Consider the following 20,666-nt stretch of genomic DNA (forward strand, 5'->3'; position numbering starts at 1 on the left):
GACTACTAAAGAAAACTTCATGCAATTCCCACCTAAATAAAAAAGGCTATCTTAGTAAGTCAGCAAAACTGACTTCTAGGATAGCCTCTTTTAATTTCATACGATAGGAATATTAAACTGTAGGACCACCAAGCTCTAACACTTCACGTGGGACAGAATTAAATTTTTCAAAGTTAGCTTTAAATTTACCAGCTAGTTCACGAGCTTTAGCATCATATGCTTCGTCGTTATTCCAAGTCTTCATAGGCTGTAACACTTCATCTGGAACACCTGCAACATGTACAGGAATCTCAAGACCAAAGTATGGGTCCTTAGTAGTTTCTGCACTCGTTAATTCACCTTCAATAGCTGCTTGAACCATTGCGCGTGTGTAAGAAAGCTTCATACGACTACCTACACCATATTCGCCACCAGTCCAACCAGTATTTACTAAAAATACTTGAACGTTGTGCTCATCAATTTTCTTCCCTAACATTTCAGCATAAACTGTTGCAGGAAGTGGTAAGAAAGGTGAGCCGAAACATGTAGAGAATGTTGCTTGTGGAGAAGTGATTCCACGCTCTGTACCAGCTAATTTACTTGTATACCCACTTAAGAAGTGGAACATTGCTTGCTCTTTTGATAATTTACTGATTGGAGGTAAAACTCCAGTAGCATCAGCAGTTAAGAAAACTATCGTTGTTGGGTGCCCAGCAACACTAGGGTCAACGATGTTATCCATTGCTTGTAGCGGATAAGCTGCACGAGTGTTTTCTGTTAATGTAGAGTTATCATAGTCTGCAACACGAGAGTTCTCATCTAAAACAACATTTTCTAAAACAGATCCGAAGCGGATTGAATCAAAGATTTGTGGCTCTTTTTCACGAGTTAAGCCGATACATTTAGCGTAGCAACCACCTTCAATGTTAAATACACCAGTATTAGACCAACCGTGCTCATCATCACCGATTAGTTTGCGGTTAGCGTCTGCAGATAATGTTGTTTTACCAGTTCCGGAAAGACCAAAGAATAATGCAACATCGCCTTCACGTCCCACGTTTGCAGAACAGTGCATTGGCATGATGCCTTCTTCAGGAAGTAAGTAGTTCATGATAGAGAAGATGGATTTCTTCATCTCTCCAGCATACTCTGTTCCACCAATTAATACGATTCTTTTACTGAATGAAACTAAAATGAATGCTTCAGAATTTGTACCATCAACAGCTGGATCTGCCTTGAATGTAGGGGCAGAAACAATAGTAAAAGCTGTTTCGTGTTTTGCTAATTCTTCATCAGATGGACGAATGAACAATTGGTGTGCAAAAAGATTGTGCCAAGCAAATTCGTTTATTACTTGAATAGGTAGGCGATATTTTTCATCTGCACCAGCAAAACCTTTAAATACAAAAATTTCTTCTTTTTCACCTAAGTATTGAAGAACTTTTTCATATAAACGATCAAAAATATTTTCAGAGATTGGTTGGTTTACTTTACCCCAATCTACTTTACTTTTACTTACGTCATCTTCTACAATGAATTTATCTTTAGGGGATCTCCCTGTATATTTACCAGTTGTCGCCAGAATTGCGCCAGTGGAAGACAATGTTCCTTCATTACGGTTTAATATTTTCTCCACTAATTGCGGAACGGATAATTGAATTTGTGCATTTGTTCCATAAACTAATTTTGTTAAACCGCTTTCAATACCAACCGTTTTCATCATGGATAACTCTCCTTCAAATAAGTATTATGTTATTTCTCTAATAAAAAGTATAACACATTAACTGAAATAGTCCATACTAATTATCGTATTTTATGAAATAATAATTAAAATGGTTAGTATTATGACAAAAATTCTTCATATATATTTTCCACTTATTATTAATGATAAAACACTTCGTTCATAGAAATATCATTCCCTTTCTTATTTTACTCCATTATGAAACAAACTCAACAAAAGAATTATAATTTCGTATCGTTTTTTGTTGACATGCAAGGTTTGACTACGTTAATATAAATCCTTGAACGGATACTCTTATCCCGAGCTGGTGGAGGGACAGGCCCTATGAAACCCAGCAACCTGCTCATATTATGCGATTTCCTATAGGAACGCTTTGTTAAGAAATTTTTTCCACCTTGAGCAAAGGTGCTAACCTGACGCAAGGATGCTTATGCCCTTGAGCGATAAGAGTGAAAGGCGAACGTAGTGATTAAAACCTTTCCTCAAATTTTTAGGGAAGGTTTTTTATATTTTGACACATGATAAGAAAGAAACTCAAAACGACCAATACTTTTTAATAGAAGATAATGGACCGTCATTCTTTCATCTCAGGCTTGTCACTTAGTGTTACGTCTTAAGTAACAGATAAGCTAATTACTTATCTTCTCATTCAAAGGGAAACTGGAGATCCGTATCAAAAATGGTGATTTCACCGCAATGTAACTCATATGTTACATACCTTTATAATTCCAAAGGAGGAAACGGACAAAATGACAAAACAACGTCGTTTATTTACTTCTGAGTCAGTAACAGAAGGACACCCGGATAAGATTTGTGACCAAATTTCAGATTCAATTCTAGACGCTATTTTAGCAAATGATGCTAACGCTCGTGTTGCATGTGAAACTTCTGTAACAACTGGTTTAGTATTAGTGGCAGGAGAAATTACAACTTCTACTTATGTAGACATCCCGAAAATTGTTCGTGAAACAATCCAAGGTATTGGTTATACTCGTGCAAAATACGGATTTGACGCGGAAACTTGTGCAGTATTAACTTCTATTGATGAGCAATCTGCTGATATCGCAATGGGAGTTGACCAAGCATTAGAAGCTCGTGAAGGTCAAATGTCTGATGCGGAAATCGAAGCCATCGGTGCTGGTGACCAAGGATTAATGTTTGGTTTTGCATGTAATGAAACGAAAGAGTTAATGCCTCTTCCTATTTCATTATCACATAAATTAGCTCGTCGCTTAACGGAAGTAAGGAAAGACGAAATCTTACCTTACCTACGTCCAGATGGCAAAACTCAAGTAACAGTAGAATATGATGAGAACGACAAGCCTGAACGCATTGATACAATCGTTATTTCAACACAACATCATCCGGAGGTTACGTTAGAGCAAATTCAACGTAACATTAAAGAGTATGTTATTAAGCCAGTTGTACCTGCTGAGTTAATTGATGAAAACACGAAATACTTCATTAACCCAACAGGCCGTTTCGTAATCGGTGGTCCTCAAGGGGATGCTGGTTTAACTGGAAGAAAGATTATCGTTGATACGTACGGTGGATATGCTCGTCACGGCGGTGGTGCATTCTCTGGTAAGGATCCTACAAAAGTAGACCGTTCTGGTGCTTATGCTGCACGTTATGTTGCGAAAAACATCGTAGCTGCTGGCCTTGCTGACAAATGTGAAGTTCAGCTTGCATATGCAATTGGTGTAGCTCAACCAGTATCTATTGCAGTGGACACTTTCGGAACTGGGACAGTTACTGAAGAGAAATTAGTGGAACTTGTACGTAACAATTTTGATTTACGTCCAGCTGGAATTATCAAAATGTTAGACTTACGTCGTCCAATTTATAAGCAAACAGCTGCTTATGGACATTTTGGCCGTAATGACTTAGATTTACCATGGGAGCAAACAGATAAAGCAGAAGCTTTAAAAGAGCAAGCAAACGCATAATTTAAAATACCACTATCTTTTGAAGGTAGTGGTATTTTTTTAAAAAATATATGTTCAAGCATAGTGTTAATAATCAAATACTAATACATGTTGATTTCCGTGCAAGCTTGAGGCTTAAAAATAAAAATATTTTGTCGTGAAAACTTTTTAAAGCAATTGAGGGTAGTATATAAGAGAATAAAATATAGTTGGCATTAAAATCCTAAAGGAATTTATTAAAAAAATGTCGAAAAATAGAGAAAAGAATTTCTTTTTATTATTACTATTCTAGTATATTCTCAAAGTATTTAGGAAAACTAATACTATTTTTAGTGGAAAATGGGTATTTATTTTAATAGATAACTTTAATGCTTACTAAAGAGGTGTAATTATGTGTGGTTTTGTCGGATTTTATTCTAAGTATGGGAAAGCAAATGAATATGGTCAGATGGAAGAGATGCTTTCTGCAATACATCATCGTGGACCAGATGACACTGGAGTTTTTCAAGATGAGTGGGTTCAATTTGGGTTTAAAAGACTTAGTATTATTGATTTAGAAAATGGTGCACAACCGTTGAACGACTACTCAAAACGTTATTGGATCATCTTTAATGGTGAAATCTATAACTATGTTGAATTAAGAAAAAAATTAGTGGAGCAAGGGTATCCATTTCAAACTGAATCAGATACAGAAGTCATTATAGCTCTTTACTCTTTATATAAAGAAGAAAGTGTGAAGTACTTAGAAGGAATGTTTAGTTTTTTAATATGGGACACAGAAGAAAAATCTCTATTTGGTGCACGTGACCCATTCGGTATTAAACCTTTGTTCTATTATGAAAACGAAGAAGCGTTTATTTTTGCATCAGAAGTGAAAAGTGTTTTTCAAGGTATTCCCGTTGAAGAGTCGATCGATGAGACTCAACTTCAACACTATTTAACCTTTCAATATGTACCAGAGCCAAACACATTATTTCCATCTATAAAAAAGGTGAAGCCAGGTCACTATTTTACACTAGATAAGAAAAATGGTTTACAATTTACGGAATACTGGCATCCAACTTTCCATCCAGTTGCACAATCAGAAAAAGGTTTAGAAAACCATATTCAGGAAGTGCTAAGGGAATCCGTTAAAAAACATATGCGCAGTGATGTGCCTGTAGGTTGTTTCTTATCTGGTGGTATTGACTCGACGATTGTCGCAACTCTTTCTAAAGAGTTTAATCCTAATATTAAAACATTCTCTGTTGGGTTTGAGATAGATGGATATAGTGAAATAGATGTTGCGAAAAAGACAGCTGAGGCTTTAGGTGTTGAAAACATTAGTTATAACATTAAGCCGGATGAATTTATTAAAGAGTTACCAAAAATAATTTGGCATTTAGATGACCCTGTTGCAGACCCTGCAGCCATACCTTTATATTTTCTAGCTAGAACTGCTAGAGAGCACGTTACCGTTGCTTTATCTGGAGAGGGTGCGGATGAACTTTTCGGAGGGTATAACATTTACCGCGAGCCACAATCGTTAAAAATGTTTGAATACATTCCTGATACGTTAAAGAAAAGTTTAATGAAAATATCTATGTCGATGCCTGATGGAATGAAAGGGAAGAGCTTCATTTTACGAGGATGTACTCCGATAGAAGAAAGATTTATTGGCAATGCAAAAATATTTACAGAAGAAGAAAAAGCAGCTTTCTTTAAAGGTTATAACAGAAATGTAAATTATCGACAAGTTACACAAAGTATTTATGACTTTGCAAAAGAGTACGACGATATCACGAAGATGCAATATGTTGATATGCATACTTGGTTAAAAGGGGATATCTTAGTAAAAGCAGATAAAATGTCGATGGCACATTCCTTAGAAGTACGCGTTCCGTTTCTAGATAAAGTAGTGTTTGAAGCTGCGTCGTCTATCTCTAAAAATTTAAAAGTAAATGCTACTCAAACGAAAACATTACTTAGAAACGCGGTTACTGGACTTATTCCTGAGCATGTTACAAATAGAAGAAAGTTAGGTTTCCCTGTACCGCTACGAGTTTGGCTTAAAGATGATTTATATGACTGGGCGAAGATGCTTATTCAAAATAGTGCTGCTGCCGAGCAATACTTTCACCAATCGTACTTGTTAAAGCTATTAGATGATCACCGTGCTGGAGTGAGTGACAATAGCCGTAAACTATGGACTGTATTTGTATTTTTAATTTGGTATAGTTTATATGTAGAACAATATCAACAAAAAATGGAGAAGTATGAGTGGTTGAGTACGAAGAGAGAAATTGTTGAAAGTGGAGCATGAATTATCTAATAAAATGAGGCTGTGACAAAACCCAGTGAATTAAATGGAAGAGGCCTGTAAGAACATTTTTGTTCTTGCGGGCCTCTTATTGATGGAACAAAGGTATTATCCGAGTCGAACGAAAGAAAGTCCTTGAATCACTCTCTACACAAAAGAACTTCATCAGCCCTATGAAGTTCAACTACAACAAATTTTTAACGCCAGATGAACTTCATCGGGCATATGAAGTTTATCTACAACTATATATTAACGCTAGATGAACTTCATCAACCTTATGAAGTTCAAGCACAACCAATTTTTAACGCCAGATGAACTTCATCAGCCTTATGAATCAACTACAACAAATTTTTAACGGCAGACGAACTTCATAAGACCTTTTTGTCCCAGCCTCTATTTAAATTAAGCCAGTATTTTCGCATTCTTTTCACTCGTTAGTACTTTATTGTATTCTTCTAACAAGTTATGAAAGATAGTATCCCAGCTTTGTGAGAGGGCATAGTTTCTTCCGTTTACAGACATTTCATTTCTCCACAAATCGTCTGATAAAATCGTTTTGATTGCAATCGAAAAGTCATCTATATTTTTTTCTTCACATAATATCCCGGTTTCTTTATTCTTTATAATTGTTTTTACTCCCCCAGCATTTGCTCCTATGACAGGGGTACCACAAGCAAGGGATTCCAATACAACATTCCCGAAAGTTTCCGTTGCAGATGGGAAGACAAGCAAGTCAGAATTTGCGTATGCTTCTACTAATTGTGGTCCGTCAAGGAAGCCAGCAAAGGTCATGTTTGATGGTGCAGTATTCTGTAGTTCTTCTTTTGAAGGACCATCTCCTACGATAAGCCAGTGGACATTTTCTTGAATGTTTTTTGGAAGCTTATTTGCCATTTTAGGTAGCATAAAGATATCTTTTTCTGGTGCGAGCCTACCAACATATAATAAAACATGCTTTTCTTTTATATTAAATTTGTCTTTGAAGCTACCTTTGTTGAATGAGGGCTTAAAGATAGTGCAATCTACCCCACGTGACCAGATAGAAAGATTAGTAAAACCGAATTTTTGAAGATGTTCTCTTGTGACTGTTGATGGGACAAATATTTTACTTAGTGTTCGATGAAACCATCGCATATATTTCCATAAAAGGGGGTTTAAAAACTGTAAATCATAGTACTCTAAATATTTATCAAAATCGGTATGGTAAGAGCCAACTACAGGAATATCCAACTTCTTCGCATAATGAAGGCCACATAGCCCTATATTAAAAGGTGTGGCAACGTGAATAATGTCTGGTTTGAAGGTTAAGAGTTCTTCTTTAACATGGAGGACGTTAGGTAAAGCGAGCCTACATTCTGGATAAAGGAAAAATGGAAGGCTAGTAAAACGATGAACATGGTTATTGTAAATACTCTCATTTGAACTCTCAGGAGCAAATACTAGATATTGTATGTTGTTTCTCTCTAGGTGATCAGTAAAACGCTTTAGTGTTCTAGCTACTCCATTAACATCCGGAGCAAACGTATCAGTAAAAATAGCGATTTTCATGATAACCCTCCAATAATAATTGACTTAATTCATAGTCATTTTTCTAACAAAGCCTATTTATAAAACAGTTAGAACAACTAGAGTAAATGCTACAACACCAGACACCCCTCCGAGCAGAGCTCCAGCTAATACATCAGAAGGATAATGTAAACCTAAGTAAATTCTTGAAATTCCAACAGAAACCGCAATAGGTAATAAAATAAACAGTAGTGCAGGTTGATACATAAGAAATGGTGTTATGATTGAAAAGATAGCAGTTGTATGACCTGATGGAAATGAATGGTCTTTTAGCGGGTTTGTTGTAACATTTATTTCATCCAATGCTAAATAAGGTCTGCGGCGAGGATAAATCTTCTTAGCAATTGCTACAGGAATATGACTAACCGTAAGTGCTAAAAGTGACGACATGGCTGTGAATTTTAAGTTGCCTGATGTAAGTAAAATAATGAGCAAGACAGAGCTTATTGAAAGTGTTGCCCCCCCTACATGTGTAATGGTTTGAAAGAAACGGTTAATCATTTTATTATGAAAATGCTGGTTGACGAGTCGAAATAAATGGCATTCCATTTCATAAAAATGATGAAGTAATTTATCCATTAACAATACCTCTTTTCTCTTGTCTTTCCCTACTATAACTATTCTTAATTCTAAATGGATAATATTTAGAATTTGCAAATTATTTGTAAAGATATTATTTAAAATTTCGCGTGCAAAAAAACACTGCAACTTAGAGATTTGCAGTGTTTTTGTTTAACATGATGAAAATGTTGGTAAATTAGTATTATGAATCAATAGATTTATAATACTGCCCTTTTTCTACGTATTCAGTTCGAATACGGTGCATATCTTTTCGGTCTTCTTCCGTCAATTCTCTTACTACTTTTACTGGTCGACCGAAAGCTAACGTATTTGGAGGTATTTTTATACCTGGTGGGACAAGACTGCCTGCACCAATGAATGCGCCTTCACCAATTTCAGCGCCGTCTAACACAATTGAACCCATTCCAATAAGGGCGCTTTTCCTAATAATTGAACTATGTAACGTGCATTGATGGCCAATTGTAACGTCATCTTCGATTAATAATGTTTTATTTGGGCTTTGATGTAACATTGATTGGTCTTGAATGTTCACTCGATCTCCGATTATTGTTGGTGCTACATCGCCTCTAATAACGGTATGAAACCAAATGCTACATTCTTTTCCTATCGTTACATCACCAGTAATAACAGCGTAATCTGCTACGTATGTAGTGGGATCAATGTTAGGGAATTTATCATGATAAGGAATAATTTTACTCATCTTTTTTCTCCAATCTTCTTATGATATATTCTTATTTTATCAAAACAAAAGGTGATTGAAAATTTTCATTGTATATATTGAATACAATGAGAGTGATACATTAAAATTTATAATACAACCATTTGTACTAAAGGGAGAGGACACACATGCGAAAATGGTTAACAGAGAAAGACCCGAAAGGAACGATTGTTATTGTACATGGTGCTTTAGAGTATCATGGTCGATATAAATGGTTAGTCGAAAAGTTTAATGAAGTTGGATACCATGTTGTTATGGGGGATTTACCTGGACAAGGTTTGTCAACGAGAAGAAGAGGACATATTTATAGTTTTGACGAATATATGGATGAGATTGAATTATGGATAAAAGAGGCATACTTGTTAGAGCCTCCAGTATTTGTATTAGGTCATAGTATGGGTGCATTAGCAGTTATTCGTACTTTACAAGAAAAAAAGGAATTATTGTTAAATGGCATTATATTGTCTTCGCCCTGCTTAGGTTTAGCACGTTATCCGAACAAAGCGGTTGAATTTATCTCTCGAGGTCTAAATGTTGTAAAACCGACTATGTTGTTTAATGCTGATATTACGTTATCAAAGGTAACAAGAAATAGAGAAGTACAGGAAGTTGGTAAAAAAGATACGCTATATGTGAAAAAAGTGTCAGTGAGATGGTACCGGGAATTGTTAGAAGCGATTAAATTGGCCCAATTAAAAACAAACGAACTTCCAAAACATGTACCACTTCTTGTCATGCAAGCAGGTGAAGACCTTATTGTTAATAAGGAAGATACGGTTCAATGGTTTAATCTTTTTAAAGGGAAAAATAAAACTTATGTCGAATGGGAAGGGTTATATCATGAAATTTTTAATGAACCTGAAAGAGAGGAAGTATTTCGGTATGCCTTCTCATTTGTTGAAATGCATTTAAAGGGGAATTAATTTCATATACGGTTTATTTTCGTATATAAATGAGATTATGAACCTTACTAAAGGAAGTGATTAGTTGAAAATTCCAACACAGCCATTCGCCTTAATGAAACTTGTGTACAAAAAAGTATTTCCGCTCGTTTATAAAGAGTTAGACTATTGGAAAGAACGAGCGGCAGCTATTTCTGATGATGAGCTACGAAAACAAGCACTTGCTAGTATTGATTCAAAAACATTTCATTGCGAAGGTGGGGCAATACTGGCATTGCTAGCACAAGAAAATATCGAAGAAAGTATTAAGTTTATTGTTGCTTACCAAACAATAAGCGACTATCTGGATAATTTATGTGACAGAAGTACTTCACTTGATCCAACGGATTTTCGAGCATTACATGACTCTATGTTAACTGCATTAAGTATTGATAGGAAGCAAGAAAATTACTATCGTTTTCGTTCTGAACAAAATGATGGTGGATACCTTTTTGATTTAGTTGATACTTGTCAATCTGTCTTAAAGAAGAACATACACTATGCCAAAATTAAACCTTATTTACTGGAACTCGCACAATATTATTGTGACTTACAAATACATAAACATGTAAAAGAAGAAGAAAGATTACCGCGTTTGCAATCATGGTTTAACGAACATAAACAAAACCTACCACCAATGGAATGGTATGAATTTTCCGCTTGTTCTGGTTCTACATTAGGTATTTTTTGCTTAGTTTCTAACAGTTTTCAGCCTTCATTTACAGATCGATGTGCGGAAAAAATTATGGCTGGCTATTTTCCTTACATACAAGGGTTACATATATTGCTGGACTATTTTATTGATCAAGATGAAGACATAGAAGGCGGCGATTTAAATTTCTGCTTTTATTATTCAAGTGAAAAGAAAATTCTTGAAAGACTTCAGCACTTTTTAGAAAAAGCGGACGAGTATACAAAAGGTTTACCTTATGAGAAATTTCATAAGTTAATTAATCGAGGTTTATTAGCGGTTTACTTATCGGATGAAAAAGTTCAGGGGAATAAAGATATTTCTACTATTGCAAGAAAGATGATTCGTTCTAGTGGCGGAACAGGTTATTTCTTTTACATAAATGGAAGAGTTTATCGCACCGTTCAAAAATGGAAAAGATCTTCATGATTTAAAGGGGGCTATATAAAAGTCTTTGTTAGATTTAATAATATAGTGAAGTCTGTTCAAGTGCCGGTGGTGTGGCCGACTCCTGCGGGAGAGGGCAGGCTGGTGAGACCCCACAGAGCCCTTGGGCTCGAGGAGGCTCACCGCCTCTACGAAAAAGTAAGAGCGGCTCGTTCAGCTCCGACTAGTATAAGACAGGGACAGCTTGAGGGTGTTTTTTGCCCTCGAGTTGGCCATGGCTTATACTCGAGGAGCTAGCCGCTTGACCTAGACACCCGCGGAAAGCGGCCACACCACCGGCACGACTTTTAATTTCTAAACTACCTTTATTTTTTTTCAATTGCAATAACAAAAGGTGGATCATTTACTTGATTTAAGAATCGATATTGCAATACGCTTGCTTGTTTTTGGTCTAGTGAACTAACGTAATGTAGAAGGTGATCTTTTTCTAGCTTTCCTTCTGGATGTCCATGATATACAACGATCACAATAATTCCACCGCTAGCCATCGCATTTAATAGTTGTTCAATAGCACTTACTGTACTTTCTGCTACTGTAACTATTGATTTATCTCCACCAGGTAAATAACCTAAATTAAAGACAGCACCTTTAATATTTCCAATATGATGCTTTGTAACATAGTTTAATGCATTGCTATGACTGTCTTGAATGAGCGTAACATTTTCATCACTCATTTTTTCCTTTAACAGATTCTGGGCAATATGGATTGCTTCTTTTTGAATGTCAAATCCATACACATGGCCAGTTTTTCCAACCAATTGTGATAAAAAATGTGTATCATTACCATTGCCAACTGTCGCATCAATCGCAACGTCACCTTCTGACAATGAAAGTTGTAATAATTTTTTACAGTAAGGTAATACTCTCTCTAACTTCATTTCAACTCAACCTTTTTTGAAAAATTTCCCTTGAAAGCTATTCCTTCTAAGCAATTCTGCATCAATGCTATTCATTACTTCCCATTTGTTTACACTCCACATCGGTCCAATCATTAAGTCAATTGGTCCATCACCAGTAATTCGGTGAACAATCATTTCAGGTGGAATTACTTCTAATTGATCACAAACTAAGTTTACGTATTCTTCTAGTTGTAAAAATTGTACCATCCCTTTCTCGTATTGCTTTACCATAGGTGTTCCTTTAAGTAAATGTAAGAGATGGAGTTTAATCCCTTGTACATCGAGTTTTGCTACTTCTCTAGCTGTTTCCATCATCATGTCGTAATTTTCTAGCGGTAAGCCGTTAATAATATGGGAACATACTTTAATGCTATGTTTCCGGAGTTTGTTTACTCCTTCTTTATAACAATCATAGTCATGTGCACGATTTATTAATAGTGCCGTTCTTTCATGGACAGTTTGAAGACCGAGTTCTACCCATAAATATGTTCTTTTGTTAAGTTCCGCTAAATATTCAACTACTTCATCTGGTAAACAGTCAGGTCTTGTGGCAATGGAAATTCCAACTACACCTTCTTGATTTAATACTGATTCGAACTTTTCTCGAAGTTCTTCAACAGGAGCATGTGTATTCGTATATGCTTGGAAATAAACCATATACTTGCCGTCTTTCCATTTTGTATGCATTTTATCTTTAATCGTATGAAATTGAGTTACTAAATCTTCTGTGCGATTACCTGCAAAATCGCCAGAACCAGCAACGCTACAAAATGTGCAACCACCATGAGCAACAGTGCCATCACGATTTGGGCAATCAAATCCTCCGTCTAAAGCTACTTTAAACACTTTATGTCCGAATGTTTGGCGTAAGTGATAGTTCCATGTATGGTATCTTTTATTGTCAGAAGAATATGGAAACGCGTTTGGAATTTTTTGTAGATGTTTCATAAGTTCGCATCCTTTTATTTGACCTAATTCTTTAGCCATTTTAGCATTTAAACCGTCAATTTAGAAGTGCAGTCTATTGGATAAAAGTGGGTAGTAGTTTTTATGGAATGTATATAAGAAATTGGAGCAAAATAAAGGGGAACATGACATATCATGATCATTGAGGTGATACTTTTGGCAACAAGACAATCTGTAGACCATTTTATGCAACAATGTGAAGATAGTATAAAGTATGCAGAAGATCAATTTACAAGTGCACAAGCACAAGAGCATTACAATGATAGTGAATATTTAAATGCACAGGAAAAACTCGAAGAAACATACAATGACTTAATGCATCTGTCAATGAGTTGTAATGCACAGCAAAGGGAACAATTAAACAGAATGCGTATACAATTACAACAACTTCAAAACGAAATGACCTTGTTAAGACATTAAAAGGAGTTGTAGTACACTATGATAAAACGTTCCAAGCAAAACAATCCAGAACAAAAAACGAAAAATGGTGTGAACAACGTAGAAATGGGACAAGAATATAATCCTGTGAAGGAAGTTAAGCAAAAGAACTTAAAAAAAGCCCAGCCAGTTCGTTCTAAAAACCATAGTGAAAATGAATAGTGGAATGTAAGAAGAAGGGTGTTTGTTGCCCCTTCTTTTAATTTTGCGTTTTAATGTGCAATGTGTCCAAAAGGTTTATTTGAAGATATACCTAGGTGAGGTATATGATGACTAGGTGCACGAAAAATCATTCTAGCAGCACAACATTTCTACTTTGGCGAACATGACCGAGCGTTTGGCGAACTAAATTTAGCTCTCGGCGCACGATAATTATATCTAGGAGCACAATATCACTAGAAAAATAGAGAATTTAAGGGGGAGGGTATACCTTTTTAATCATAATCACTCACTATTTAATACTAAGAAAAGAAGACGATTATCTTATATTTTTTGGTTAATAATGAGTAAATTATCATGATTCTTTGCAGAAATGAATATAAGTTAACTTGTCCCACTAATTCCTTATTGCAACTTTCCTTAAAACGAATTACAATTATTTTGGATTTCGAAATAATTGTAAAGGAGGGCTTCATTTGAAGAAAATGCCGAAAGCCCTTTGGTTATTAATAATTGGAATGGCTATAAATGTTACAGGATCTTCTTTTTTATGGCCGTTAAACATGATATATATTCACGATATTCTTGGCAAGTCATTATCCGTTGCAGGATTAGTTTTAATGGTCAATGCTGCTGCTAGTGTAGTCGGTAATTTAATAGGTGGGTATCTTTTTGACAAAATAGGTGGCTACAAGTCAATTTTATTAGGTATCCTTATAACGATTGTGGCACTCATTGGTATGACATTTAATCATGATTGGCCTTTTTACGTTATTTATCTAACGATTATTGGTTTTGGTTCAGGTATCGTTTTTCCTTCTATGTATGCGATGGCTGGTTCTGTTTGGAAAGAAGGAGGACGTAAACCGTTTAATGCCATGTACGTTTCCCAAAACGTTGGAGTAGCAGTCGGAGCTGCATTTGGTGGACTAATTGCGCACTATAGTTTTGATTACATATTTATGGCAACCACTGTTACGTATGTAATTTTCCTAGCAATTGCGGTATTTGGCTATAAATCCATTCAATCGAATCCAACAAAACAAACTAGTGTTATTGACCAATCTGGCAAGATAAAAGACCATACAAAACTTTATGCGTTATTAATTGTTTGTACTGGTTACTTATTATGTTGGATGGGTTATGTTCAATGGCAAACAACGATAGCAACTCATACGCAGTCACTTGGAATTCCGTTAACTCACTATAGTTTGCTTTGGACGATAAATGGATTGTTAATTGTATTTGGGCAACCCATTATATCTTTTATAATAAAAAGGTATACGAAAACATTAAAAACCCAAATTATTGTTGGGCTCATCATATTTATGGGGTCGTTTGCTATTATCGCTCAGGCACAACAATTTACAGCATTTGCTGTGGCGATGATCATCATGACGATTGGTGAAATGTTCGTATGGCCAGCAGTTCCAACCATTGCGAATGATCTCGCTCCAAAGGGAAGAGAAGGTTTTTACCAAGGTATTGTTAATAGTACAGCTACTGGTGGAAGAATGTTAGGACCATTAATGGGTGGTATTTTAGTAGATTACTACAATATGAATATTTTAGTTTTTGCTTTAATGGGACTTATGGTTATAGCAATCTTCACCACCATGATTTACGATAGAAAAATAAAAAATGCAGATGAAACAGAAGCTACTTTACAAAAGAGTGCTTCATAATTTGGAAAGCGATAATTTTAAAAGAGCTGTCTGAGAATTCTTTTTTAGAATTTAATTGTAAAAAGTAAATTAAAGTGCCGGTTGTGTGGTCGACTCCTGCGGGAGAGGGCAGGCTGGTGAGACCCCGCAGAGCCTTTAGGCTTGAGGAGGCTCACCGCCTCCCCCGCGGAAAGCGACCACACGACCGGCACTGCTTTTGTATTCTATAAAAAGGCAGTTTAGAAAGTACTTCATAGGCAGCCCCTAATTTATATACTGTATTATTTGAAAATTATGATAATATATTCATAGAAGTACAGGAGGGATCTATATTGGTACTCAGGAGTAGTAGGTTAACAGAAGAGATGATAGAGACGATTGTAGCTAATGCGTTTGAGTGGATCGTTGTAGTAGACCGCCATGGCAAGATTTTATATATGAATGATAGTTATTGCCAGTTTCTTAGTGTAGAAAAAGAGGGTGTAATAGATAGACATGTAACAGAAGTAATTGAAAACACAAGAATGCACATCGTAGCGGAATCTGGCAAAGCTGAAATAGCAGACTTACAATACATAAAAGGAAACTATATGATTGCCAATAGAGTCCCTATTCTAAACAAGCAGGATCAAGTAATAGGCGCATTCGGTACGGTGATTTTTCGAGATACGAGCGAATGGGATAAGATGAATACCCATGTAAAAAGTATGCTCACAAGAATTCAATCGTATCTTCAAGAATATGAGCTACATACAGGTGTGAAATATTCTCTAGATGATATTATTGGTGAATCAGAAATTATTCATTCCTTAAAAAGAAAAGTAAAACAAGTAGCAGCAGGTGACGTGTCCGTATTAATTCGTGGTGAGAGTGGCACAGGAAAAGAGTTATTTGCTCATAGCATTCATCAATTAAGTGAACGTAGTCAAAAGCCTTTTATAAAAGTAAACTGTGCAGCCATTCCGGAACATTTGCTGGAATCGGAGCTTTTTGGTTATGAAGAAGGGGCTTTTACTGGTGCGAAAAAAGGTGGAAAAAAAGGGAAGTTTTTACTAGCAAATGGAGGTACGTTGTTTCTTGATGAAATAGGGGATATGTCTCTTGCTATGCAAATTAAACTTCTTCGTGTTCTACAAGAGGGAGAAGTAGAACCTGTAGGGGCAAGTAGTTCACAACAAGTAGATGTACGAATAATTGCAGCTACTAACCGTCCTTTAGAAAAAATGATGGAAGAAAAAAGGTTTAGAGAAGACTTGTATTATAGAATACATGTTATCCCATTTTATATTCCCTCATTAAGAGAGCGAATAGAAGATATACCGCAACTAACTCAACATTTTATTCAAAAAATATGTAAACGAACAGGTAGAAGGATAAGCAATGTGGAAGAAAGCGTCATACAAACATTTTCTACTTATCAATGGCCTGGTAATATACGTGAACTAGAAAATGTAATTCAAGCTGCAGTTCATTTGTCTTCAGGTGAGTCACTCACGCACGATGCATTGCCAGATTATTTAAAGGAATCGTTTGCACTCCCAATTGGCAAAAAGAACTTAAAAGAGATGTTAGAAGATACAGAGAAACTAGCTCTTTTACAAACTTTACGTAATTGTAATGGCGATAAAGTACTTGCTGCCAAACAACTTGGAATTAGTAAATCAAGTTTTTACGAAAAGCTAAAAAAATACAATAATTGATTTGTCCAGAAAATTGGAATACAGTCCAGATTTCTGGATTTTGCTATTTACAGGCTTTTTAACAAGAAATCAGCACTCACTGTCCGGATTCTTGGAAAAATATTAATTCGAAATATTGAAACAATTACACTTTGAAGTTGGCACGGTTTTTGCATTAGAGAAGTTGAAGGAGGAAAAATAAATTTTTCTAATGTAAGCGTTTACTATTAATGTGTGGCAAAGGAGAGAGAGTAATATGTTGAGTATGATTGGTTTAATTGGAGGTTTAGGACTTTTAATTTTTTTAACGATGAGGGGAATGAACTTATTAGTAGTCGGACCACTTTCCGCATTAGTCGTTGCATTATTTAGTGGAATGCCTCTTTTTCCACAATTAGCAGCAGAAGGGCAGGCAAATTTAGTTGGTAACTATATGACTGGCTTTTCTGGGTTTATTACATCCTGGTACTTAATGTTCTTACTTGGTGCTATCTTTGGAAAAGTAATGGAGGATAGCGGTGCGGCTGATAGTGTGTCAAGGTTAGTAGTAGATAAGCTTGGGATGAAATATGCGGTGGTAGCTATCGTGGCCGCATGTGCCATTTTAACTTACGGTGGAGTTAGTTTATTCGTTGTAGCATTCTCTGTGTATCCAATGGCAATTAGTTTGTTTAAACAAGCAAATTTACCGAGAAGGTTTATACCTGCTGCCCTTGCATTCGGATCCGTTACATTTACAATGACTTCTGCTGGTTCTCCAGAAATTCAAAACTGGATTCCGATTCCATATTTAGGAACGACTCCTTATGCAGGATTGGAAGTAAGTATTATTGTTGCAGTATTTATGATGGTATTTGGTTATTGGTGGTTAAAGCGAATGCTGACAAAGGCTGTTGCAAGAGGAGAAAAGTTTGAAGCTCGTGACAGTGATCCGACTATTGATGAAAATAGAGCATTACCAAATCCGTTGTTAAGTATGATACCTTTAGCTGTTGTATTAGTAATCTCTTATATTTTCCATGATTCCTTAAAACAATCTGCTTTAATTATTGCTCTTTTAGGTGGAGTAATCACAACGTACTTACTTGCAAGAAAGTTTTTCCGTAACTTCTGGGAAGCAGTGTCTGCTGGAACAATGGGAGCATTAATTGCAATCGGTAACACTGCAGCTGTTGTAGGGTTCGGTGGAGTTGCAAAAGCTGTTCCTGCATTTGACGTAGCCGTTAACGCAATGACTAGTATTCCAGGTAGTCCACTAATTGGAGGAGCTATCGCTGTAAGTGTAATTGCTGGTATGACAGGTTCTGCATCAGGAGGTCAAGCAATAGCGTTACCGATCCTTGCTCCACATTATTTAGATATGGGCGTAAATGCTGAGGCATTGCATCGTACAGTAGCCATATCATCAGGAGCGTTAGATTCACTGCCACATAACGGGTATGTGGTAACTACAGTTCGTGCGATTTGTGGAGAAACACATCAAGCAGCATATGGGCCGGTTGCGGCGTTAACAGTAGTTGTTCCATTAATTGGATTAGCAATTGCAATCGCGCTATTCTCATTAGGTCTTGGGATATAAAAGGAGCGATGTTAAGTGGTTGAAAATAAGGTAGTCTTAATTACTGGTGCAGCACAAGGGATAGGGTATGAGATGGGCAAGATTTTTGCTAAAAACGGTGCAAAAGTAATTTTAACAGATATTAATGAATCATTAGTGATAGAAGTCTCTAAATCTTTAAATGACGGTGGATTCGAAACGTTAGGATTAAAATGCGATGTTACAGATGAAGAAAACATAAAAAATGTTATTGAAACAGCTGTAGCAACCTATGGACGATTGGATGTATTAATAAATAATGCTGGATTACAGCATGTGTCAATGATTGAAGATTTCCCAACGGAAAAATTCGAATTTTTAACAAAAGTGATGTTAGTTGCTCCTTTTGTAGCCATAAAACATGCCTTTCCGATTATGAAGAAGCAAAAATTCGGTAGGGTATTAAACATGGCTTCTATAAACGGGTTAGTTGGTTTTGCGGGTAAAGCAGCATACAATAGTGCCAAACACGGTGTAATTGGTCTTACAAAAGTAGCTGCTTTAGAAGGTGCAGCACACGGAATAACAGTTAATGCTATTTGCCCTGGTTATGTAGATACACCACTAGTTAGAAATCAATTAAAAGATCTTGCAGAAACAAGAAATGTGCCATTAGAAAAAGTGTTAGAAGAAGTAATCTATCCACTTGTTCCACAAAAACGCTTACTAGAAGTATTAGAAATAGCTGATTACGCTATGTTTTTAGCAAGTGACATTGCAAAAGGGATTACAGGTCAAGCAGCAGTAATTGATGGTGGGTATACAGTTCAATAAGATAACAGAACCGCTCTATAAAGGAGCGGTTTTTGTCGAAAATATTAATCAAAAATATTTGATTTTTCGGTTGCTAAATATTACTAATTGAAATATACTTTAATTAATCAATAAAATTTGATATTAAAAGGAGTGGTAAGAAATGTTTAAAATTAATTTAGTTAAATTATTCGAAACCAACAAAAAGGATTGCTGTGATATTCAAATTATCGAAGTAGAAGAAAGTGATTGTTGTGAAAATGAGCAGGATGAAAAGTGTTGTTCTAACTAATTTTATGTTTTATTAATCAAGGAAAATTGATTTAACAAAAGCGAGGGACAGAGAGATGGAATTTTTTAAATCATTTATATTTTTAGCTGTTGAATTAACGGTTTTATTTTTGGTTGTTTCATTTTTAGTAAATGCACTACAAGGTTTTGTACCTTTTGAAAAGCTAGAAAAACGTTTGGCTGGCAAAAATCAATATGTAGGTGGACTATTTGCATTATTATTTGCATTCGTTACGCCATTTTGTTCTTGCTCAACCATTCCAATAATCGTAAACATGTTGAAGAAGAAATTTCATTTCGGTGTTGTGATGGTTTTCCTTTTTGCTTCTCCAATATTAGACCCAACAATAATAACCGTAATGTCAGTTGTATTAGGTTGGAAAGTGGCTCTCATCTACACGTTAGTAACGATGATCTTTTCCTATATAATTGGATTCACGATTCACGCACTAGGTTTAGAAAAAGAAGTGAAAAAAGTAGTAATGTCTGGCTACGAGACTTCTAATCAAAAATTCAGTTGGAAGATTGCACTACAAGAAACATTGCAATTAATGAAAAAAGTAGTTCCATATTTAGTAATTGGTGCATTCGTAGGAGCATTAATAAAAGGTGTTGTTCCTACAGAGTTTATTGCAAGTACTTTTGGGCAAGATAGTTGGTGGTTAGTCCCTATCGCAGCCATTATAGGTGTACCATTATATATTCGTTTAGCTAGCATGATACCAATTGCCAACATCTTACTCCTAAAAGGAATGGCTCTAGGACCAATAATGGCCATGTTAATAAGCTCAGCAGGAGCAAGCTTACCTGAAGTAGTCATGCTACACTCCATTTTTAAGAAAAAATTAGTATTCATCTTCATCGGATCCGTCATCACCATGGCAAGTATGTCTGGGTTTCTGTTTTACCTTATTTAAAAATTCTTCTTTTGCATCTTTGTTGTTCTTAATTGATTTTGGAATAAAACCTACGCCATTTCTTTCCGCTGCACTTTAGGTTTTAAATAATGTGAAAAACAACAATCTATGCAAAACAGCGAAAAAAATATAAATTTCCATCTGTCCCTTGCATCTTTGAAGTAAAAAGATTAAAATACAAATTAATCAAGTCCGTTTATAATTTATTACTACTAATGAAAAACGAATAAATAGTTAATATTAATAAGTAATAACTATTATAAACTGCAAATAGGTTTTGATGAAACTAAACTGATTTTCGTTTTTCATTAAACGAAACGTATTTATGAAATAACTCAAATATATATTGACTACAGTGATAAGGATTAGTAGTGAACGAATCGAGCAGAGAGAGTTGACGGTTGGTGGAAG

Annotated in this window: 18 protein-coding genes, 1 riboswitch and 1 other annotated feature (1 of these 20 cut by a window edge); of the genes, 12 read left to right on the top strand and 6 right to left on the bottom strand. The window is 35.6% G+C overall.

What is annotated here, in order from left to right:
* Positions 1 to 112: 112 nt before the first annotated feature.
* A complete protein-coding gene (gene pckA, locus CDZ92_RS00315) occupies positions 113 to 1,699 on the bottom strand; it encodes a phosphoenolpyruvate carboxykinase (ATP) (protein ID WP_096156854.1) in 1,587 nt (528 codons plus the stop codon).
* Positions 1,700 to 2,011: 312 nt separating this feature from the next.
* Positions 2,012 to 2,170: riboswitch (SAM riboswitch) on the top strand.
* Between the two features lie 299 nt (positions 2,171 to 2,469).
* Between pckA and metK the strand changes: the two genes are divergently transcribed.
* Both metK and asnB read left to right on the top strand, forming a co-directional pair.
* Positions 2,470 to 3,669 carry a methionine adenosyltransferase gene (gene metK / locus CDZ92_RS00320; RefSeq protein ID WP_096152874.1) on the top strand — a complete coding sequence of 400 codons (1,200 nt, stop codon included), beginning with the start codon at positions 2,470 to 2,472 and terminating at the stop codon, positions 3,667 to 3,669.
* Between the two features lie 370 nt (positions 3,670 to 4,039).
* Positions 4,040 to 5,950 (top strand): asparagine synthase (glutamine-hydrolyzing), encoded by a 1,911-nt coding sequence (asnB, locus tag CDZ92_RS00325; RefSeq protein WP_096152875.1) that lies wholly within the window; start codon positions 4,040 to 4,042, stop codon positions 5,948 to 5,950.
* 399 nt (positions 5,951 to 6,349) lie between these two features.
* On the opposite strand, the gene CDZ92_RS00330 is transcribed toward asnB, so the two are convergent.
* The 3 genes from CDZ92_RS00330 to CDZ92_RS00340 all read right to left on the bottom strand — a co-directional run bounded on the left by CDZ92_RS00330 (position 6,350) and on the right by CDZ92_RS00340 (position 8,795).
* Entirely contained in the window at positions 6,350 to 7,495 is a 1,146-nt protein-coding gene (locus CDZ92_RS00330) for a glycosyltransferase family 4 protein (protein WP_096152876.1), read from the bottom strand.
* A 57-nt stretch (positions 7,496 to 7,552) separates the two neighbouring features.
* A complete protein-coding gene (locus tag CDZ92_RS00335) occupies positions 7,553 to 8,092 on the bottom strand; it encodes a phosphatase PAP2 family protein (RefSeq protein WP_096152877.1) in 540 nt (179 codons plus the stop codon).
* Between the two features lie 184 nt (positions 8,093 to 8,276).
* On the bottom strand, positions 8,277 to 8,795 hold the full coding sequence (locus CDZ92_RS00340) for a gamma carbonic anhydrase (RefSeq protein ID WP_096152878.1): 519 nt from the start codon (positions 8,793 to 8,795) through the stop codon (positions 8,277 to 8,279).
* Between the two features lie 146 nt (positions 8,796 to 8,941).
* Here CDZ92_RS00340 and CDZ92_RS00345 point away from each other — a divergent pair, with 146 nt between their 5' ends.
* Together CDZ92_RS00345 and CDZ92_RS00350 are read left to right on the top strand one after the other, a co-directional pair.
* Complete coding sequence (locus CDZ92_RS00345; RefSeq protein ID WP_096152879.1) at positions 8,942 to 9,736, top strand: alpha/beta hydrolase; 795 nt, start codon at positions 8,942 to 8,944, stop codon at positions 9,734 to 9,736.
* A gap of 64 nt (positions 9,737 to 9,800) precedes the next feature.
* Positions 9,801 to 10,874 carry a tetraprenyl-beta-curcumene synthase family protein gene (locus tag CDZ92_RS00350; protein WP_096152880.1) on the top strand — a complete coding sequence of 358 codons (1,074 nt, stop codon included), beginning with the start codon at positions 9,801 to 9,803 and terminating at the stop codon, positions 10,872 to 10,874.
* A gap of 323 nt (positions 10,875 to 11,197) precedes the next feature.
* On the opposite strand, the gene CDZ92_RS00360 is transcribed toward CDZ92_RS00350, so the two are convergent.
* Together CDZ92_RS00360 and CDZ92_RS00365 are read right to left on the bottom strand one after the other, a co-directional pair.
* A complete protein-coding gene (locus CDZ92_RS00360; RefSeq protein WP_096152882.1) occupies positions 11,198 to 11,770 on the bottom strand; it encodes a tRNA (mnm(5)s(2)U34)-methyltransferase in 573 nt (190 codons plus the stop codon).
* A gap of 6 nt (positions 11,771 to 11,776) precedes the next feature.
* On the bottom strand, positions 11,777 to 12,739 hold the full coding sequence (locus tag CDZ92_RS00365; RefSeq protein WP_096152883.1) for a TIGR01212 family radical SAM protein: 963 nt from the start codon (positions 12,737 to 12,739) through the stop codon (positions 11,777 to 11,779).
* 174 nt (positions 12,740 to 12,913) lie between these two features.
* Here CDZ92_RS00365 and CDZ92_RS00370 point away from each other — a divergent pair, with 174 nt between their 5' ends.
* The 8 genes from CDZ92_RS00370 to CDZ92_RS00400 all read left to right on the top strand — a co-directional run bounded on the left by CDZ92_RS00370 (position 12,914) and on the right by CDZ92_RS00400 (position 20,255).
* Positions 12,914 to 13,177, top strand: a complete 264-nt coding sequence (locus CDZ92_RS00370; RefSeq protein WP_096156855.1) for a YtzC family protein — start codon at positions 12,914 to 12,916, stop codon at positions 13,175 to 13,177.
* A gap of 18 nt (positions 13,178 to 13,195) precedes the next feature.
* The gene (locus CDZ92_RS00375; protein ID WP_096152884.1) at positions 13,196 to 13,357 is read left to right on the top strand and encodes a glycogen biosynthesis protein GlgD; all 162 of its coding nucleotides are present in this window, start codon (positions 13,196 to 13,198) and stop codon (positions 13,355 to 13,357) included.
* Between the two features lie 482 nt (positions 13,358 to 13,839).
* Positions 13,840 to 15,039, top strand: a complete 1,200-nt coding sequence (locus CDZ92_RS00380; protein ID WP_096156856.1) for an MDR family MFS transporter — start codon at positions 13,840 to 13,842, stop codon at positions 15,037 to 15,039.
* A gap of 344 nt (positions 15,040 to 15,383) precedes the next feature.
* On the top strand, positions 15,384 to 16,718 hold the full coding sequence (locus tag CDZ92_RS00385) for a sigma-54 interaction domain-containing protein (protein WP_096156857.1): 1,335 nt from the start codon (positions 15,384 to 15,386) through the stop codon (positions 16,716 to 16,718).
* 235 nt (positions 16,719 to 16,953) lie between these two features.
* Positions 16,954 to 18,276, top strand: a complete 1,323-nt coding sequence (locus tag CDZ92_RS00390; RefSeq protein ID WP_096152885.1) for a GntP family permease — start codon at positions 16,954 to 16,956, stop codon at positions 18,274 to 18,276.
* 15 nt (positions 18,277 to 18,291) lie between these two features.
* Positions 18,292 to 19,068, top strand: coding sequence for a 3-hydroxybutyrate dehydrogenase (locus CDZ92_RS00395; protein WP_096152886.1), 777 nt, complete (start codon positions 18,292 to 18,294; stop codon positions 19,066 to 19,068).
* 142 nt (positions 19,069 to 19,210) lie between these two features.
* The gene (locus CDZ92_RS20185; RefSeq protein WP_255249759.1) at positions 19,211 to 19,339 is read left to right on the top strand and encodes a hypothetical protein; all 129 of its coding nucleotides are present in this window, start codon (positions 19,211 to 19,213) and stop codon (positions 19,337 to 19,339) included.
* Positions 19,340 to 19,394: 55 nt separating this feature from the next.
* On the top strand, positions 19,395 to 20,255 hold the full coding sequence (locus CDZ92_RS00400; protein ID WP_096152887.1) for a permease: 861 nt from the start codon (positions 19,395 to 19,397) through the stop codon (positions 20,253 to 20,255).
* Positions 20,256 to 20,601: 346 nt separating this feature from the next.
* Positions 20,602 to 20,666 (top strand) — a binding site (T-box leader) (it continues 183 nt past the right edge of the window).

Source organism: Bacillus sp. FJAT-45066 (assembly GCF_002335755.1).
Lineage (GTDB): Bacteria > Bacillota > Bacilli > Bacillales > Bacillaceae_I > Bacillus_CD > Bacillus_CD alkalisoli.